At 65.4% G+C, this 19,237-nt stretch carries 14 protein-coding genes; 5 read left to right on the top strand and 9 right to left on the bottom strand.

Features of this window, described 5'->3' with window-relative positions; genetic code table 11:
• The 6 genes from AB4879_RS02065 to AB4879_RS02040 all read right to left on the bottom strand — a co-directional run.
• The coding region (locus AB4879_RS02065; protein ID WP_370506206.1) for an MlaE family ABC transporter permease at nucleotides 1–659 on the bottom strand (659 nt) is incomplete at its 3' end.
• A gap of 2 nt (nucleotides 660–661) precedes the next feature.
• On the bottom strand, nucleotides 662–1,468 hold the full coding sequence (locus AB4879_RS02060) for an ABC transporter permease (RefSeq protein ID WP_036347332.1): 807 nt from the start codon (nucleotides 1,466–1,468) through the stop codon (nucleotides 662–664).
• Entirely contained in the window at nucleotides 1,458–2,627 is a 1,170-nt protein-coding gene (locus AB4879_RS02055) for a thiolase family protein (RefSeq protein ID WP_370506205.1), read from the bottom strand. The genes AB4879_RS02060 and AB4879_RS02055 overlap by 11 nt, the downstream gene beginning before the upstream one ends.
• On the bottom strand, nucleotides 2,624–3,835 hold the full coding sequence (locus tag AB4879_RS02050) for an OB-fold domain-containing protein (RefSeq protein WP_370506204.1): 1,212 nt from the start codon (nucleotides 3,833–3,835) through the stop codon (nucleotides 2,624–2,626). The genes AB4879_RS02055 and AB4879_RS02050 overlap by 4 nt, the downstream gene beginning before the upstream one ends.
• 17 nt (nucleotides 3,836–3,852) lie before the next feature.
• A complete protein-coding gene (locus tag AB4879_RS02045) occupies nucleotides 3,853–5,058 on the bottom strand; it encodes a CaiB/BaiF CoA transferase family protein (protein ID WP_370506203.1) in 1,206 nt (401 codons plus the stop codon).
• The gene (locus AB4879_RS02040; protein ID WP_370506202.1) at nucleotides 5,055–6,557 is read right to left on the bottom strand and encodes an aldehyde dehydrogenase family protein; all 1,503 of its coding nucleotides are present in this window, start codon (nucleotides 6,555–6,557) and stop codon (nucleotides 5,055–5,057) included. Before AB4879_RS02040 ends, AB4879_RS02045 begins: the two co-directional genes overlap by 4 nt.
• A gap of 510 nt (nucleotides 6,558–7,067) precedes the next feature.
• On the opposite strand from AB4879_RS02040, the gene AB4879_RS02035 reads away from it, so the two are divergent.
• The 3 genes from AB4879_RS02035 to AB4879_RS02025 are packed head-to-tail and all read left to right on the top strand — an operon-like array spanning nucleotide 7,068 to nucleotide 9,565.
• On the top strand, nucleotides 7,068–7,928 hold the full coding sequence (locus AB4879_RS02035) for a mycofactocin-coupled SDR family oxidoreductase (protein ID WP_036344117.1): 861 nt from the start codon (nucleotides 7,068–7,070) through the stop codon (nucleotides 7,926–7,928).
• 35 nt (nucleotides 7,929–7,963) lie between these two features.
• Nucleotides 7,964–8,161: a ferredoxin gene (locus tag AB4879_RS02030; protein ID WP_036344115.1), complete on the top strand. Its 198-nt coding sequence runs from the start codon at nucleotides 7,964–7,966 to the stop codon at nucleotides 8,159–8,161.
• A gap of 39 nt (nucleotides 8,162–8,200) precedes the next feature.
• On the top strand, nucleotides 8,201–9,565 hold the full coding sequence (locus AB4879_RS02025) for a cytochrome P450 (protein WP_370506201.1): 1,365 nt from the start codon (nucleotides 8,201–8,203) through the stop codon (nucleotides 9,563–9,565).
• Nucleotides 9,566–9,647: 82 nt separating this feature from the next.
• Here the strand turns inward: AB4879_RS02025 and AB4879_RS02020 are convergent, their stop codons facing one another.
• The 3 genes from AB4879_RS02020 to AB4879_RS02010 form a co-directional block, all read right to left on the bottom strand.
• On the bottom strand, nucleotides 9,648–13,550 hold the full coding sequence (locus tag AB4879_RS02020) for a beta strand repeat-containing protein (RefSeq protein WP_370506200.1): 3,903 nt from the start codon (nucleotides 13,548–13,550) through the stop codon (nucleotides 9,648–9,650).
• Between the two features lie 1,022 nt (nucleotides 13,551–14,572).
• On the bottom strand, nucleotides 14,573–15,751 hold the full coding sequence (locus AB4879_RS02015; RefSeq protein WP_370506199.1) for an acyl-CoA dehydrogenase family protein: 1,179 nt from the start codon (nucleotides 15,749–15,751) through the stop codon (nucleotides 14,573–14,575).
• Nucleotides 15,752–16,744, bottom strand: a complete 993-nt coding sequence (locus tag AB4879_RS02010; protein WP_370506198.1) for an acyl-CoA dehydrogenase family protein — start codon at nucleotides 16,742–16,744, stop codon at nucleotides 15,752–15,754.
• A 228-nt stretch (nucleotides 16,745–16,972) separates the two neighbouring features.
• Here AB4879_RS02010 and AB4879_RS02005 point away from each other — a divergent pair, with 228 nt between their 5' ends.
• Entirely contained in the window at nucleotides 16,973–18,064 is a 1,092-nt protein-coding gene (locus tag AB4879_RS02005) for an amidohydrolase family protein (RefSeq protein WP_370506197.1), read from the top strand.
• A gap of 27 nt (nucleotides 18,065–18,091) precedes the next feature.
• Entirely contained in the window at nucleotides 18,092–19,237 is a 1,146-nt protein-coding gene (locus AB4879_RS02000) for an amidohydrolase family protein (protein ID WP_102809607.1), read from the top strand.

Genomic DNA, 19,237 nt, shown 5'->3' with positions numbered 1-19,237 from the left:
GCTTGCAGGAAGGACCACAACAAGTCGATGGGGTTCAAAAACGTGTTGAAGTAGTGGTCATACAAGCCACCGGACTGGCCGAACAGCACCACGGTGGTGAACTGGGACGCCACAAAGCTCAAGATGACCGCGATCGAGTACAGCGGGGTGATGGCCACCATGCCCGCCACAATCCGGGTGGATACCAAATACTCCACCGGCGGGATACCCATCGATTCCAGGGCGTCGATCTCCTCGTTGATCCGCATCGCCCCCAACTGGGCGGTGACCCCGGCGCCGAAGGTGGCGGCCAACCCGATCCCGGCCACCACCGGCGCGCTGATCCGGACGTTGATGAACGCCGCCAAAAACCCGGTCAACGCTTCGATCCCGATATTGCCCAGCGAGGAATAGCCCTGCACCGCCAACGTGCCACCGGCGGCCAGGGTGAGGAACCCGACGATCACCACGGTGCCGCCGATCATCGCCAACGTGCCCGCACCCATGCTGATCTCCGCGATCAACCGGATGATCTCTTTACGGAAATGCAACGCCGCATGCGGCGTGCCCGCGATCGCGCGACCATAGAAGATCGTGTGATCCCCAATCCGGCCGATCGTGCCCAACGGGCGACGCACCTGACGGGCGATCCGCGGATACAAAGCCTGTAACGACGCCATCTCTACCGGGCACTCATCCGGATACCGATCGCGGTCACCACCACGTTGACCACGAACAACGCCATAAACGCGTACACCACCGTCTCATTGACCGCATTACCCACCGCCTTGGCGCCACCCCCGGTGATCGTCAACCCCCGATAACAGGCCACCAACCCCGCAATAAGACCGAACAACGCCGCCTTGACACACGAGATGATCACCTCCGGCACCCCGGTCAACAACGTGATCCCCGCCGCGAACGCCCCGGGATTGACATCCTGAACGAACACCGAGAACACATAACCACCCAAAATCCCGATGATCACCACCAACGAATTCAACAGAAGCGCAACCAAACCCGACGCCAACATCCGCGGAGTCACCAACCGCTGCACCGGATTGATCCCCAACACCTCCATCGCGTCGATCTCCTCACGGATCGTCCGCGACCCCAAATCCGCACACATCGCCGTCGCCCCGGCACCCGCCACGATCAACACCGTCACCAACGGGCCCACCTGAGTCACCGCACCAAACGCCGCCCCCGCACCACTCAGATCAGCAGCACCCAACTCCCGCAACAAAATATTCAGCGTGAACGACACCAACACCGTGAACGGAATCGCCACCAACAACGTCGGCGCCAACGACACCCGCGCCACAAACCACGCCTGCTCCAAAAACTCCCGCCACTGAAACGGCTTCCGGAAGATGAACCGCACGGCGTCTGCTGACATTGCAAACAAGCCACCAATAGCCTGCATCGGACCCGCAGCACTGCTCAACGCAATGCCCGGCGACCAACGATCGGCCCCCTTACCCGCCATGGCCACCCGGTCCTTCCAGAATCGTCACCGCAGCGACTGCTGTCGGACCACCGATGTTGTGAGCCAGTCCGATTCGGGCGCCGTCCACCTGATTGCCGGCTTCCCCGCGCAACTGGTCGAAAAGTTCCACGCACTGGGCCACTCCGGTGGCGCCCGGTGGGTGGCCCTTGGCCTTCAGGCCGCCGCTGGGGTTCACCGGCAAAGCTCCACCCACACAAGTCACCTCGGCCTCCATTAACTTGTAGGCCTCCGCGGGTTCGGCGAAGCCGAGATCTTCATAGCTGATCAATTCGATGCCGGTGAAGAAATCGTGAACTTCCGCCACATCGATATCGGCGGGCGTCAAATTTGCCATTCTGAAGGCTCTTTTCGCCGCACGGGTCGTCGCCGGGAACGTCGTCATATCCGCTTTGTGCTGATGCATCACGGAATCCAGCCCCAACCCCACCCCGCGGATCCAGACCGGTCGGTCGGTGAAACGGTCGACCACATCCTCTGCGGCCAACAAAACTGCTGCCGCGCCGTCGCTTTGGGGAGCGCAGTCATAGACGCCGAACGGCGTGACCACCATCGGCGCGGCGAGAACCTCGTCGATGGTCACCTCGAAACGGAGTCGCGCCTTCGGATTCGACAGGCCGTGCCGATGATTCTTGACCGCCACCATCGCCATGTGTTCACGGGTGGCCGGGGTTTCATGCAAATAACGCGCAACATGAAGGGCAAATCCTGCGGGCGCAACCAATCCCAGCGGATAGTCCCACGCCATGTCGCGGGCCATCGCCTCCCACTCCCACAGCAGTTGCTTGGAAGTGGTCTCCCGCAGTTTGTCCGCACCCATCACCAACGCGACATCGGCCGCACCGGAGGCGATGCCGTAGAGGGCGTTGCGGACCGCGTCGTTGCCGGTCGCGCAGGAGTTCTCGATCCGGGTCACCGGCAGGTCGGGCAGTCCGAGCGAGTCGGCGAGGATCCCCGCCGGGAAGCCGTCGGCGGTTCCCATCGCACCGAACCAGGCGGCGTCGATCTCAGACTTGTTGACGCCCTTGTCAACCCGAGCGGCGCACTCGGCGAACGCCATCGGGAGCAGGTCCTTGAGCCCGAGGGCGAAGTGCTCGCCGAACGCCGTCATGCCGGCACCGACGATCGCGACCCGCCTCATGCCGCACCCCACGACCGGACGGACGTTTCCCGCGGAGTCGCGGGTGCATACGGCTCGAACGCGTACCCGTAGTCGGGTACACCCGATCGCACGGCCACCCGGCGCAGCGTGAGCCGGCCACGATCGCCGATCCGCACCGCGCCCGCCTCGACGCCGGTGACCTTGACCAGTGCGCGCACCGCGACGTCGTCGAGCTCGACGATCACCAACGAGTAGGGAGTCCGCAGGCCCGGTACCGGAATGTGAACCGTGACTTCGGTGTAGACGCTTCCCACCCGGGGCAGCGGCACCAGTTCGTAGTCGGTGGCCAGCCGGCCGGCATCGTCGAGCCGGTAGCGGGGCGGGAAGTCCAATTCCTCGCTGCCGCTGTGCCGGCCGGCCTCCCACCGCACCTTGGCTTCGAAGGCACGCTCGTAGGCAGCCAGGGAGATCGGGATGTCAGGGCCGGCGGCCACCCTGGTCTGCGGTCGCGGCCGCGCCGTCGGCTCCCGCCGGTAGACGGCAGCTCCGCCGCCGGCCACCGTCACGCCGGACAGGCTGGCCTGTTCGACGGCTACCAATGGGCCGTTGACAGTCGACTCGGCGAGGGCGGCCAAGGCGAACAGCCCGGCACTGGCACCCGCTGTCGGCACGACGGGCGCCTCGCCGCCGCACAGTTCGATCGCGCGGTCATGGTCGACGCCGGCCAGCGCGACCGGAGTGTCGAGCCACGCCGCAGCCAGCGAGGCGACCAGCCCGCGCTCGTGCAACAGCCGCGGGTCGCCGTAGTCGTGCACCACCCCGTCGGCATTGCGGGTGCGGACCGGGAGACTGCGTGCCACCCGCGCGGCGGTACGAACCTGTAAGCCGTCCTCGCCGGTCAGGATCGCCGCTGCCCCAGCCGGATCCAAGTCGGAGCCGATGACCAGCGTCCGCGGGCGAGCCGAGCTGACCGCGTCGAGAGTGGCCGGCGCACCGCCGAGCCGCTCGTCGACCTCGAGCTCGGGATCCAGACCGAGACCCGCCAGCAGCACGGCGGCATTGCTGCTCTCCACCAGCGGCAGGTCACGGCTGACCAGCACCACCCGCTCGACGGCACCGCCCTCGGACAGCGCCGCGCGGCCCGCTTCAACAGCGAGTGTGATGGCGTCCTCGTCATCGCCGACAATGCGATGCGCGTCACACCCCCAGGAGGGTAGGTAGGTGCCAATGGCGACGATGTAGGGCATGGAGTCTCCGGCGCGACCTAGGTGACCGCGCCAGCGGTCTTGAGTTCGATGATGCGGTCCCAGTCCAGGCCGAGCTCGGTGAGGATCTCGTCGGTCTGCTCGGCGAATCCCGGCGCCGGGCCGCTCTTCGGCGCGGCGACGTCGAACTGCACCGGGTTGGCGACCAGCTCCAATTCCCCTGCCTTCACCAGGTATTCGTTGGCCCGTACCTGCGCATCAGCGGCGGCCTGCAGCGTGTCCTGCACCGGCGCCCATGGTCCGGCCAGCGTGGCGAACCGCGTCGACCATTCCGACAGGGTCCGGGTGGCCATCTCCCTGCCGAGAATCTCGACGGCGTCGGCGGTGTTGGCGGCGATCTGCTCGACGCCGGCGAACCTCGGATCGTCGATGTACTCGGTGATATCCATGTGGCGGCAGACGTCGGCCCAGAACTTGGTCGGCTGCATCATCACGAACGAGATGTAGCGGCCGTCGGCAGTCTCGTAGAGGCCCACCAGCGGATTTATCGGTGAGCCGTGCACGCCCGGCACGGGTGCCACCAGCTGCTCACCGAGATGCTGAGTCAACGCGATGGTGTGGCCCATCGCCCACAAGCCGCTGCCGAGCAGTGACACGTCGACCACCGACGCTTCGCCGGTGCGTTCGCGCTTGAACAACGCTGCCGCGATTCCGCCTGCGAGGTTGGTGCCGGAGATGGTGTCGCCGTACGCCGGACCGGGCGGGGCGATCATGCCCTCGGTTCCCGGCGGCGTGATCGTCGCCGCCGTGCCGGCCCGGCACCAGAAGGCGGTCATGTCATAACCGCCCTTTTCCGACTCCTGGCCACGCGGACCGAAGGCGCTGCCGCGCGCGTAGATGATGCTCGGATTCACCGCGCGGATGTCGTCGACGTCGATGCCGAACTTGGTGCGATGCCCGGGCAGGAAGCTGGTCAGGAACACGTCGGAGCGGCGGGCGAGTTCGTAGAGAACCTCTTTGCCCTCCGGCACCGACATGTCCAGTCCGATGCTGCGCTTGCCCCGATTGGCGTGCTCCACATTGGGATTCGGATCACCCTCGACCCGCAGCGGACCCGTCTGCCGCAGGCCGCGTTGCGGATCACCGGTGACCGCATGCTCGACCTTGATGACTTCGGCGCCCCACTCACCCAACACCGCACCGCACGACGGCACGAAGCCGTACATCGCCACCTCGAGGACGCGGACCCCGTCGAGCGGCCTCACGACACCACCGCCGCGAGCGTCTTACGCTCGAGGAATTCTTCCAGGCCGGCCACACCCATCTCGCGGCCGACGCCGGACTGCTTGTAGCCGCCGAACGGACTATCCGGACCAAAGTAGTTGCCGCCGTTGATGCCCATCGTGCCGGTGCGGATTCGGCGGGCGATCGCCAGCGCGCGGTCGTGGCCGCCGAACACCCCACCCGAGAGTCCGTAGATGGAGTTGTTGGCGATCCGCACCGCGTCGTCGTCGTCCTCGTACGCCAGGACGGCCAAGACCGGTCCGAAGATCTCCTCCTGGGCGAGTTCGCTGTCGGGGTCGACTCCGGTGATCAGCGTCGGCTCGTAGAAGAAGCCGGGGCCGTCCACCTTCTTGCCGCCGGTGACGACGGTCGCGCCGGCGGCGACCGCGCGCTGGACCATGCCGTCGACCTTGTCGCGCTGGGTGTCGTTGATCAGCGGTCCCATATACGTGGACGGGTCGGCCGGATCGCCGTAGCGCACCATGCCCATGAAGTTCTTCACCAACTCGACGATCTCGTCGTGATGTGCGCGGGGAACCAGCAGCCGCGTCGTGATCGCGCAGCCCTGGCCGGCGTGCGAGCAGATCATGAACGCCGCCATCATCGCGCAGTTGTTGAAGTCGGCGTCGTCGAGCACGATCATGGCCGACTTGCCGCCGAGCTCGAGGAAGACCTTCTTGATGGTGTCGCTGGCCGCCGCCATGATCTTGCGCCCGGTTGCCGTCGACCCGGTGAAGGTCACGACGTCGACGTCGGGGCTGGTGGTCAGTGCGGCACCGACCGCGGGATCGGTGGAGCTGATGACGTTGATGACGCCCGCCGGGATGTCGGTGTACTTGGCGATCACCTCACCGAGCGCGAGCGTGGTGAGCGGGGTGTCCGGCGCGGCCTTGAGGACGACCGTGCATCCGGCGGCCAACGACGGACCCAGTTTTGCCAGCGCCAACTGGTTCGGATAGTTGTAGGCGATGATCGCGGCCACCACCCCGGCGGCTTCCTTTTCCACCCAGCGGTGGTGGCGCTGCCCGCGGCTCTCGATCTCGCCGAGGTCTTCGGACATCTCGTAACTCTTCAGCAGGTTCGCGTAGTAGCCGACGATCCGGATCGGGTCATCGAGCTGGGCACTCTCGGTCAACGCTTTGGTGGCGCCCACCTCGGCGATCGTCAGCGCGCGCAGTTCGTCGCTGTGCTCGACGAGCGCGGTATACAGCTGCTCGAGACACCGGATGCGCAGCTCGACGTTGGTGGACCAGTCGGTCGTGTCGAAGGCCGACCGGGCCGCGGCGATCGCGCGCTCGGCGTCGGCCACGTCCGCGTTGGGCGCATGGCCCACCACATGTCCGGTGGCGGGATTGATCGACGGGTAGGTGTGCTTCGCGCCGACCAGCTGACCGTCGATCAGCATGTGCCGCTCGGACACCTGGCTCTGCCCCGCTTGCTCGCCGCTCGCGATGGTGGCCGTCGTGTCCTGGACCGACATCAGCAACTCCTCCAGTCGTCGGATAACTCGGTTCTCATCTCCGGCGAATCATACATTCGGCGCGAGAGAACTCAAGCCGCGTTCACCGAACACGTCACATCCAGGACGCACCCTCGCAATGTGGTCCGTCGCCGCATCTCCGCAGTTAGACACATTGCACCGAAGTGTCTTGCGAAATGGATCACACCGAGAGTAGCGTTCTCATATCAGAAAGGGCGATTCTTGAACTACGAGATCCGCTGGATCGGCGACACGACCGGATGTGCACGCCGTGGTGAAGCGCGCCTGCCCTGTCCCGACCGCGACGGAGATCGCTGGTGACGACGGCGTTGGCGACCGGTGTCGGTTCGGGCCGCACCTTGTTTCGGCGATTCCTCGACAAGACCCTCGATGACTGGAAGAAGATCGTCGACATCGCAGCCACGGGGTGACCGGCGGACGCAATGCCTGAGTAGAGGCACCACAAGACTTTTCAACACAACCAGACAGCAGTCAGAGAGAGGAATACCTGTGGGACGAGTCCAGGGCAGAGTTGCCTTCATCACCGGTGCCGCGCGCGGGCAGGGCCGCAGCCATGCCCTACGGCTGGCCGAAGAAGGCGCCGACATCATCGCTGTCGACCTGTGCAAGGACATCGACACCATCGGCTACAAAATGGCGACCCCCGAGGATCTCGAGGAGACCGCCGAACTGGTCAAGAAGACCGGGCGCGGCATCGTCACCGCGCAGGCCGACGTTCGCGAGGCCGCCGAACTCAAGGCGGCTCTCGACCAGGGGCTCGCCGAGTTCGGCAAGGTCGACATCGTCGTCGCCCAGGCCGGCATCGCCGGGATGAAAGGGCAGCCGCCACTGCAGGCATGGTGCGATGTCATCAACACCAACCTGATCGGAACCATCAATGCGATCCAGGTGGCGCTCCCCCATCTGGAGGAGGGCGCCTCGATCATCGCGACCGGTTCCACCGCGGCCCTGATGGACGCACACCAGAAGGACAACCCCGGCGCGGACCCGGGCGGGATGTCCTACATGGTCGCCAAACGCCTGCTGTCCAACTATGTCCACGACCTCGCCACCGAACTCGCCGTGCGGGGCATCCGGGCCAACGTCGTTCACCCGACCAACTGCAACACCGACATGCTGCAGAGCGACCCGATGTACCGCTCGTTCCGGCCCGATCTCGAAAACCCGACCCGCGCCGACGCCGAGCCGGTGTTCGGCATCCAGCAGGCGATGAAGGTCAATTTCGTCGAGCCGCTGGACATCAGCAACGCAGTGCTGTGGCTGGCGTCCGACGAGGCCCGCTACGTCACCGGTATGCAGCTGCGCGTGGACGCCGGCGGCTACCTCAAGTGGTACGACTACCACGTCTGAACACCGGAACTACCAAGAGATTTGAGAGGGAATCCGTGAAGGTTCGGGTCGACCAGGACCGGTGCCAGGGGCACACACTGTGCGCCATGATCGCTCCAGACATGTTCGAGCTCAGCGATATCGACGGCAGCTCGTCGCCGGTGACCGAGGAGGTCCCGGCCGACCAGATCGAGCTCGTGCGCGAAGCCGCGCACTCCTGCCCTGAACAGGCCATCCTCATCGAAGAGGATTGACCTCCAGTTTTCCAGCCAAATATCAAGGGAGACAATGCCTTGAGTATCGATGACGTCAACGACGACACCGAACGAAAGCAGCCGACCTATCACTTCGATCGGCACACGCCGGAATATCGGCAGCAGTTCGAGAAGATCACCGAGGAGATGCAGTCCCGCTGCCCGATGGCATGGACCGACGTCTACGACGGTCACTGGGTGGCCGCCGGCAGCAAGGAGGTCTTCGAGCTCGCGCGCTGTCCGGTGGTCTCCAACCACCACGATCTCACCGGCGAGACACCCTACAAAGGCATCACGATCCCCAAGGCTCAGCGAGCCACGGTGGTTCGTGGGGGCATCCTGGAGATGGACGAGCCCGAACACAGCTCGTACCGCGGGGCGCTGAACCCGTACCTGTCCCCCGCTGCGGTCAAGCGCTGGGTGCCGTTCGTCGACGAGATCGTCCGTGCGTCGCTCGACGAGAAGATCGAGTCGGGGCACATCGACTTCGTCGATGACCTCGCCAATATCGTGCCCGCGGTGCTCACCCTCGCCATGATGGGTATCGAGCTGCAGAAGTGGCCGGTCTACAGCGAGCCCGCCCACCTGTCGGTGTCCACTCCGGAACACTCGCCGGACGCCGCGCGCGTGGCCGAGATGAACCGGCAGATGGGCCTCGACATGGTCACCACCATGATGGAGGTCCGCGAAAATCCGCGGCCCGGCCTGGTGAACGCGTTGCTGCAACTACGGATTGACGGCGAGCCCGCCCCCGATCTGGAAATACTGGGCAACCTCGGGCTGATCATCGGCGGCGGCTTCGACACCACCACCGCCCTGACCGCCCATTCACTGGAATGGCTGAGCGAGCATCCCGCCGAGCGGGATCGGCTCAGTCGCGAACGGGATGCGCTGCTGGACCCCGCCACCGAGGAGTTCCTGCGGTACTACACCCCCGCGCCCGGTGACGGCCGCACGTTCTCCGGGGACGTCGAGGTCGATGGCCATCGCTTCAAGGAGGGTGAGCGGCTGTGGCTGTCGTGGGCGATGGCCAATCGCGATCCGTCCGTCTTCGACAAGCCCAACGAGGTCGTTCTGGACCGAAAAGGTAACCGCCACTTCAGTTTCGGCATCGGCGTGCACCGCTGCGTCGGGTCGAACGTGGCGCGGACGGTGTTCAAGTCGATGGTCACCGCCGTGCTCGACCGGATGCCGGACTACGTCTGCGACCAGGAAGGCACCGTCCACTACGAGACGATCGGCGTCATCCAGGGGATGAAGCACCTGCCTGCCGATTTCACGCCCGGGCCTCGCCTCGGCCCCGGGCTCGACGAGACGCTGGCCAACCTGCAGCGGATCTGCGAGGAGCAGGGTCTGGCTCGCCCCATCACCGAGCGCAAGGAAGCCGCCGTCATCGATTGGTGAACGGTTGAAAAAACCAACGACTGTGGCCCCCTCCTTTCGGAGAGGGCCACAGTTCGTTTCGTGCTGGTTAGGCTCGTGCTGGTTAGGCAGCGCCCTTCTTCGCACTGCCGGCGGATCCGCTCTTGGCCGAGCTCTTGGCCGAACCCGAACCCGAGCCCTTGGCCGAGCTCGAACCCTTGGCCGAGCTCGAACCATTGGCCGAGCTGTCTGCCTTGGTGCCGGCCTTGGTATCCGAGGATCCCTTGGTCGACGGCTTCGGCAGCGACGGCAGCGACACCTTCGGCGGCGCAGGCAGCGAGATCTTCGGCGGCGCGGGCAGCGAGATCTTCGGCGGTGCAGGCAACGAGATCTTCGGCGGCGCCGGAAGATTCAGCTTGGGAGCCGAAACCTTCGTGCTCGGAGCCGTCGTCGACGGCGTCGTGTCGGCGGCCTTGTTCGCCGTCGGCGCGGGTGTGGAGTCCGCAACCTTCAGCGAGACCGTCGGCGCGTTGCCTGCGATGCCCGTCACCTTGTCGTTGATGCTCGTCACCGTGGCGGCCCCTGCGGCACCAGCCGCAGCGAGGGCCGCAGCCCCTGCTCCGGCGTTGATGCCACCACCGATGTGAATGCCACCGATGTCGAAGCTGATGTTGATCCCCAGGCTCGCATTGATCCCCTTGACCAGGGTGTTCAGCCCTGCGGCGATCTGTGCGCCCGCGGTCGCAAGCGCGTTGACCACGATCTCCGGGTTCGGGAAGGCAGCCAGCGCGGCGTTGATCGCCGCGTTCAGAGCCGCACCGCCCTGGACCAGCCCGTTGCCGAGTGCGTTGAGGAGCTGGTTGCCCACCTGCACACCGGCGTCGATTCCAGCCTGGAGTGCTGCTGCACCCTGGTTGAACACCTGCTGGGCGACCTCGAGGCCACCGCCAAGCGCTCCGGTGACGGCATTGACGAACGCCGCCGGACTCGGGAGGTCGCCCAAAGCCGCGTTGAAGGCCGCTGCGAGCTGCGCGCCGCCGTTGGCGAGCGCGTCGATGATCGCCTGTGCCCCATCAAGGTTGACGTTGAGCGCTGCCTGCAAGGCCAGTGCCAGGTCGACATTGATGTTGCCCAGGGCGTTGACGAGCGCGTTGACGAACGCCTGCGGGTTCGGGAACGCAGCCAGAGCCGCCTGGAAGGCCGCCGACAGGGCGGTGGCGCCATTGCTCAACGCGTCGAGCACCGCCTGGAAGGCGGTCCCGCCGGCTGCAATGCCGGCCTGGATGGTGGTTGCCAACTGACCGGTGAACGTGGTGAACGCGTTGGCCAGGATGCCCAGCGTCGGGTTGAGCGCTGCCAACGCGTTGGCGAACGCCTGCACGAACGCCTGCGGGCTCGGGAAGTTGGCCAGCGCCGCGTTGAACGCCGCCGCCAGTGCTGCCCCACCCGACACCAGCGCTTCGAGGAAGGCCTGCGGGCCCTCGATCGAGGCGTTGATCACGGCCTGCAGAGCCAGGCCCAGGTTGACGTCGATGTTGCTGAACGCCTGAACCAGAGCGTTGATGAACGCCTGCGGGTTCGGGAACGCATCCAGCGCCGCCTGGAAGGCCGCCGACAGTGCACTCAGCGGGTTGCCCAGGGCATCGAGCAGCGCCTGGAAACCGGTGAGCCCGGCCGCAATTCCGGCCTGGATGGTCGCATTCAGCTGACCTGTGAACGTGGTGAACGCATTCGCGAGCACGCCCAACGCCGGGTTGATCGACGCCAGCGCGCCGGTGAGCGCGTCGACGAACGCCTGCGGGCTCGGGAAGTTGGCCAGTGCGGCGTTGAACGCCGCGGCCAGCTGTGCACCCCCGTTGACCAGAGCATCCACGAAGCCCTGCAGCCCGTCGACGCCGATGTTGAGCGCGGCCTGCAGGGCCAGACCCAGGTTGACGTCGATGTTGCTGAACGCCTGAACCAGAGCGTTGATGAACGCCTGCGGGTTCGGGAACGCGGCCAGCGCCGCCTGGAAGGCCGCCGACAGTGCACTCAGCGGGTTACCCAGCGCATCGAGCAGAGCCTGGAAACCGGTGAGCCCGGCCGCAATTCCGGCCTGGATCGTGGTCGCCAGCTGACCGGTGAACGTGGTCAGCGCATTGGCGAGTACACCCAAGGTCGGGTTGATCGCCGCCAGCGCGCCGGTGAGCGCGTCGACGAAGGCCTGCGGGGTCGGGAAGTTGGCCAGTGCGGCGTTGAACGCCGCGGCCAGTGCCGCCCCGCCGTTCACCAGCGCTTCGAGGAAGGCCTGCGGGCCGTCGATCGACGCGTTGATGATGGCCTGCAGCGCCAGACCCAGGTTGACGTCGATGTTGCCGAACGCCTGAACCAGAGCGTTGAAGAACGCCTGCGGGTTCGGGAACAGCTCCAGCGCCGCCTGGAAGGCCGCCGACAATGCGCTCAGCGGGTTACCCAGTGCATCGAGCAGAGCCTGGAAACCGGTGAGCCCAGCCGCAATTCCGGCCTGGATCGTGGTGGCCAGCTGACCGGTGAACGTGGTGAACGCGTCGGCCAGGATGCCCAGCGTGGGGTTGAGCGCTGCGAACGCGCCGACCAAGGCGTCGACGAAGGCCTGCGGGCTCGGGAAGTTGGCCAGTGCGGCGTTGAACGCTGCCGCCAGTGCCGCGCCACCCGAGATGAGCGCTTCGAGGAAGGCCTGCGGCCCGTCGATCGACGCATTGATCACGGCCTGCAGCGCCAGACCCAGGTTCACGTCGATGTTGCTCAGCGCCTGAACCAGAGCGTTGAAGAACGCCTGCGGGTTCGGGAACGCGGCCAACGCCGCCTGGAACGCTGCCGAGAGCGCACTCAGCGGGTTGCCCAGTGCATCGAGCAGCGCCTGGAAACCGGTGAGCCCAGCCGCAATTCCGGCCTGGATCGTGGTCGCCAACTGACCGGTGAACGTGGTGAACGCGTTCGCGAGCACACCCAGCGTCGGGTTCAGCGCTGCCAGCGCACCGGTGAGCGCGTTGACGAACGCCTCCGGGCTCGGGAAATCACCCAGGGCTGCGTTGAACGCCGCAGCCAGGGTGACGCCACCGTTGACCAGAGCCTGGAGGAGGTCACCCACGCTGCCGATCTCGCCCTGGAGCGCGAGCATCAGCTGCAGGCCCAGGTTGGCGTTGATGTTGTTGAACGCCTGAACCAGCGTGGTGATGAACGCCGCCGGGTTCGGGAACGCCGTCAGCGCCGCCTGGAAGGCGGCATACAGGGCGCTGCCGCTGTCAGCGAGGGCGGTGAGCACCGCCTGGAACATGTCGACCTTGGCGGTGATCGCGGCGCGCACGACATCACCGAGCGCGCCGGTGAGGTTGGTGATCACGTTGGCGACGATGCCGAGCGTGGGATTGACGGCGGACAGCGCAGCTTCGAATGCCGCCGCGAAGTCGGCCGGCGTCGGGAAGCCCGCGACCGCGGCGTTGAATGCCGCGGCAAGAGCGGCACCGCCGGCGATCAAGGCGTTGGCCAACGCCTCCGCGTTCAGGTCAAGCGCCAGGTTCAGGTTCAATGCCGCATTCAGCGCGGCCTGGAGCGCCAGCCCGAGATTGACATCGATGTTGGAGAAGGCCTGAACCACCGCGTCGATGAACGCCTGCGGATTCGGGAATGCGGCGATGGCGTTGTCGACCGCACGGGCCAGCGTGCTCCCGCCGTCGAGCAGGCCGTCGACCACGGACTGCAGAGCGGTGTTACCCGAACCGATACCGGCGATCAGGGTCGACTGCAGCGCATCACCGAACTGGGTGATCGCGGTGTCAGCGGCGCTGTTGAGGGCGTTGAGTCCGCCCTTCACACCGTTCCACCCGTTGTTGATGGCTTGGATCACGTCTTCCAAAGAGGACAGTGAGACATCGGCAAGAGCCGACATCGCGCGATCACGCACCAGATGGAGATCTGGCGGTGTTACCTGGATCGGCGCCAGCACAATCGCGCTGGCCCCGAAGACTGCCACCCCCGCGGTCAGATACGACCGAACAGCAACGTCCATGACTACCCCTTCAAAATGGCTGTGCCCCGACAGCCGCGAACATACCTGAGAAGAAGCTAAGTAGCCAAGTGTTTGCTCTCAGTTTTTTGGCGTTGCTGTGCCGAATCCGTGATCAATTCGATTCGAGTTAGCTAGATCGAAATTAGCCCGTCTTATTTAACGTGTACGCATATATAGATACAGCAAAGATTTGTGCGTCAGCTGGCATTGCGACGGAAGCCGCCCCCGGCGGCGTGGGGCTGTCACGGCCCAGATAAGGCCTAAGCACGCCTAATGACGTAGCCGGGCCGGCCCGAGCCGCGCCACGGCGACCACCGGGACGGCGCTCGCCCGACCCCTTGAGATCGTGAGCTAAGCGAAGGTTCAGCAAGGAGTTGTGTGGCGGCTGTGGCCAACGGTCTCATTCGCTGCTGCTGGCAAGCGGGCGTTCCGGCACTCCGGAAAAATTCACCGCGAATCGCCCGCGCGACACGCCGCTAGGGCAGCCTGAGTCCGGTCGATGAGGCGCTCACCGCGATGCTTGTCCAGCACGTCGACCAGTTTGCAGAAAACGGTTTGAACCGCGCCGCGATGGGGAACATCGCGGGCTACGCAGTTCAGTGTGAACTACGGGCGGGACCAGTCAGGGAGTGCCCAGATGACGAGTTCTGCGACCGAGGTAACGCAGGTGGGTCGCCGCGCGATAACTATTCGCTGGGACGGCTCGATTATCGCTGTTTTGCTTGCAATGTGAGTTAACTGAGGCAATTTATCGCCCTGCGCAACTCGGAATAACCTGAGAATTACTGAGAGCCTCTTGACGACGCCACAAATCAGTCAGCAAACGATTCACGATGCGGTGCCGACAGGCTTCCGACACCTGCATCCGTTCAAGTGAGAGCTCTATACCCGCTGCGCGCCCGAATTAACCCCAGGGCAGAAAGCTGCTCTCACCAGGCGCGCGACCGGCACGCCAGGATCGCCGACACGGAGCCTCGCGTGACCCCGCGGCGCGCGGGCAGGGTTGGATCGGGTCGGGCGGTCTACTTGGACCGGGGCAGGCTCAGCACCTGCGCAGCGATGATGTTGCGCTGGATCTCCGAGGTACCCCCGGCAATCGTTCCGGAGAAACTGCGGGCATGACGCTCGAACCAGCTGGCGAAGTAGTGGTCCAGGTTGAGGTGCGCGTAGGGCCCGGTGCTGGACGGGTGTACCAACCCATCGGATCCGCTTGCCGTGAGCGCGTATTCGGACGCTCGCAGCTCGGCCTCGGAACCGAACAGCTTGACCACCGACACCGAGGCCACGTCGGTTTCTCCGCGTGCAGCCTTGGCCAATCCTTCCGAACCCATCAGTCGCAATGCCTGGTAGTCCATGATCATCGAGGCGTACTGGTCTTTCTCCAGCGGCGTCTTCGGCTCGAAGTCCCCGATCATGTTTGCGATCCGGTCGGCGAACCCCAGCCACATCATCGTGCGTTCGTGGCCCAGCGATCCGTTGGCCACCCCCCACCCACCGTTGAGCGGACCGACCAGGTTCTCGACCGGGACCCGGACATCGGTGAAGAACACCTCGTTGAAGTCCTTGTCGTCGATCCCGCAGATAGACGCGAACGGCCGGCAAACGACCCCGGGCAGGTCGGTCGGGATCAGCAGCACACTGATGCCCTTGTGCTTGGGGGCGTCCGGGTCGGTCCGGACGAACGTCAGCAGGAAGTCGGCATCGTGGGCGCCGGAGGTCCACACCTTCTGGCCATTCACCACGAAGTGGTCGCCGTCCAGGACTGCGCGGGTGCGCAGGGAGGCCAGGTCCGACCCCGCACTCGGCTCACTCATTCCCAACGATGCGGTCTTCTCACCCTTGAGCACGGGCACCGCCCAGTGGTGCCTCTGCTCGTCGGATCCGAACGAAATCAGCGACGCGGCAATGATATTCACGCCCTGCGGGTTGAAGCTGTGATAGATCCTGCGGCGGCAGAGCTCCTCGAGATGGACGAACTGCTGCAGGATCGAGGCGTTGCGGCCGCCGAACTCCGGCGGCTGACCGGGCAGGAGCCACCCATTGTCGAACAGCAGCCGCTGCCAGCGCCGCGCCCAGGGCGGCATGTGGGATACCGACCGCGGCCGCTCCTGGGTCTCGGCTTCGCTGGGCAGGTTGGCGTCCAGGAACGCACTGAACTCGTCGCGGAATGACTCGACATCGGGATCGAACGAAAGTTGCATCTACAGTTCCCTGTACTCGTCGGCGATCACGGCGCGATGTTCGGCGGCGCCGCCCAGCATGAGCTCACCGGACTTGGCCCGCTTGAGCGCGAATTGAACGTCGTTCTCCCACGTGAACCCCATGGCGCCGAACAGTTGCAGGCCGTGCCGGAACACCACCGACTGGCAGTCGCCGGCGGCAGCCTTCGCCATCGCTGCGGCCAGCCGGCGGCGCGGATCGTCGGCGCTGATGGTCAATGCGGCGAAGTAGGCCAGGGCGCGGGCCCGTTCGATCGCGACGTGCATGTCGACCGCTTTGTGTTGCACCGCTTGGAAAGAGCCGATCGGCACTCCGAACTGGTGGCGGTCCCGGACATGCTGCAAAGCCAGGTCGAGGATCCGCTGACACGCCCCGACCGTCGTGATCGCGACTCCGGTCAGTGCGACGTGGCGGGCCCGCTCGGGGTCGGCGTGCACCCGATCGTCGTCGGACACCACCACACCGGGGAAGGCGACGTCGGCGACGTGCATGACCGGATCGAACACCGAGACCCGGGTGACGGTGGCGACGGCGGCGTCGACGAGGAACACGCCGGCGTCGGTCACCACCGCGAGCTTCTGCGCCCGGTCGGCGTCCAGGACGTACCGGGAGGTTCCGGATAGCACCCACCCGGTGCTGTCGCGATGAGCGGTGATGCCCTCGAAGACGGCGGTCCCGGCCTCGCGCGGGTCGTAGCGATCACCGGCCAGCGGCGCGAACTGGGTGAGGGTGGCCAAGAACGGCGTCGGGTCCGTCGCCCGGCCGAACTCCTCCAGCACGATCGCCAACTCAACTGCGTTCTCCGGGTCGGCCAGCTCCGTCCAACCGGCGTCCACGTAGGACTCCCAGAGCGGAGTCGGGTCGACGCCATCCTCGGCGATCCCGCGGATCAACGACGCAGGGCACTGCTTGGCCACCGCGTCACGCACGGTGTCCTGCCACAACCGCTGATCAGCATCGAATTCCAGTAGCACCCGCCGCCTCCTACCCGGGGTCAGAGCACCCGAATGGAAATCTAATTCTCTATTCGTGAACCATAGGTTCTCCTAAGACGGTATCGCACTCTACCGGCTGATTTGCTTGCTGCCTACGGTCGGTTGAGGCAAAGTGGTAATGAGGTTCTACTCTCATACGCGAGAACAGTATTCTTGCCGTTGAAGAACTCGGGTTACTCGCAGACGCACCTCCGGAAGGCGGCTTTGGTGATAGAGCACCGCGACGGGACGACGACTCCCGTCATCGACGCGAGCGTGCACATTTTCTTCGGGTCCACGCCTGAGTTGCGCGGCGTGATGCGGGAGCCGTTCAAGAGCCGCGGCTTCCCCGACTACGAAATGGACTGGTACGGCGCACCTGGCGGCGAATACCTCGAGGGCACGCGCGGGCCGGACCGGCAGTATCCGGGTTCCGACCCGGCCTTCGTCGCCCAGCAGCTGTTCGACGATCGCGGAGTCGACGTCGCGGTGTTGCATCCGATGGGCCGCGGCATCATGCCCGACCGGCACCTGGGCACGGCGATCCTGGCCGCCCACAACGAGATGATGGTGTCGCGCTGGCTGGATCATCCCGAATTCGGTGGGCGATTCCGCGGCACCATCCGGGTCAACCCCGATGACATCCGCGGCGCGCTGCGAGAGATCGAGAAGTACAAGGATCACCCGCGAGTCGTCCAGATCGGTATCCCGCTGCAGTCCCGCGAGCTCTACGGCAAGCCGCAGTTCTGGGATCTCTGGGAGGCGGCCGTCGACGCGGGCCTGCCGGTGGCCACCCATATCGAAACCGGTGAGGGCATCGCATTCCCCCCGACGCCGTCCGGGCACACCAGGACCTTCGAGCAGTACCTGGGCTTCAGTTCCCTGAGCTACATCTATCACCTGCTGAACCTGATCGCCGAGGGCGTGTTCGAACGCATGCCGGACCTGAAGTTCGTCTTCGCCGACGGCGCCGGCGACATGCTGACACCGTTCATGTGGCGGATGGACTGCTTCGGACGGCCACACCTGGAACAAACCCCGTGGGCGCCGAAGATGCCGAGTGACTATCTGCCGGGCCACGTCCACTTCATCCACAACAGCCTCGACGGGCCGGGCGACGCCGAGTTCGCCGACGAATGGCTGTCCTTCACCGGCAAGGAGGACATGCTGATGTTCGGCTCGAGCTATCCGCACTGGCATTGCGGCGATATCCAGGCGCTGCCCAGCGCGTGGAGCCCTGAGCAGCGCGAGAAAGTCTGCTGGCGCAACGCCGCGACGCTCTACGGCATAGACATCCCGGCCGGCGTCGGAACACACTGACTCGCATAGAGAGCTAAGGAGATCACGATGACTCTCACCCACAGCCAGGAGCGAGTCGCTCCCGCCGAACGCATCGCGATCCGGTGCGTCGACTCCGATGTCCACCCGGTGCCCAAGCGTGGGGTGCTGCAGGAGTACATCCCTGAGCCGATACGCACCAAGTACTTCAGGAACCACCGGGTCGGCGAGACGATCTACTATGACGCTCCCGACTATGCGCATGCCTACGCGATGCGAGTGGACACCTTCCCCGATGACGGCGAATTCGCCTGCAGCGACCCCGACCTCGCGCTACGCCAGGCCATCATGGAGGCCGGTGCCGACGTCTGCATCCTCGAACCCGCGCACGCGCCCTGCCGGATACCCGAAGCCACCGCGGCGTTGTCCTACGCGCATAACACCTGGCAGGCCGAGCACTGGCTGGACAGCAAGACAAACTGGCACGAACGCTGGCGCGGCTCGATCCTGGTCGCCATCGAAGACCCCGAAGGCGGCGCCCGCGAGATCGAGAAGTGGGCCGAGCATCCGTACATGGCCCAGGTCATGATCAAGGCCGAGCCGCGACCGTCGTGGGGTGACCCGAAATACGATCCGATCTGGGCGGCGGCCGTCAAAGCCAACAAACCGGTCAGCTGCCACCTGTCGCGGGGCTTCTTCGAGACCCTGCCGATTCCGCCGGTCGGGTTCCCCAGCTATAACCACGATTTCATGGTCAGCTACTCGCTGCTGGCCGCCAATCAGGTGATGAGCATGATCTTCGACGGGCTCTTCGACCGGTTCCCCACCTTGCGGATCGTGTTCGTGGAGCACGCCTTCAGCTGGATCCTGCCGCTGATGTGGCGGATGGACGCCATCTACGAGGCCCGCAAGTCCTGGCTGGACATCACGCGCAAGCCCAGCGAGTACGTCAAGGACCACATCAAGTTCACCACCCAGCCGCTGGACTATCCCGAGGACAAGACCGAACTGTTGCGGGCCTTCGAATGGATGGAATGCGAGAAGATCCTGCTGTTCTCCTCGGACTATCCGCACTGGACCTACGACGACCCGCGCTGGCTGGTCAAACACCTGCCCGAGCATGCGCGAGAAGCGGTGATGTTCCGCAACGGGATCGAGACGTACGGCCTGCCCGACACCGTCCCGGCCCTCGAGGGTCAGACGCGGGTGTTCTGA

The organism is Mycobacterium sp. SA01, from assembly GCF_041287105.1.
In the GTDB taxonomy this organism is placed as follows: Bacteria; Actinomycetota; Actinomycetes; order Mycobacteriales; family Mycobacteriaceae; genus Mycobacterium.
Note: the sequence above shows the minus strand (reverse complement) of the source record. Positions and strands in the feature narration are given on the sequence as shown.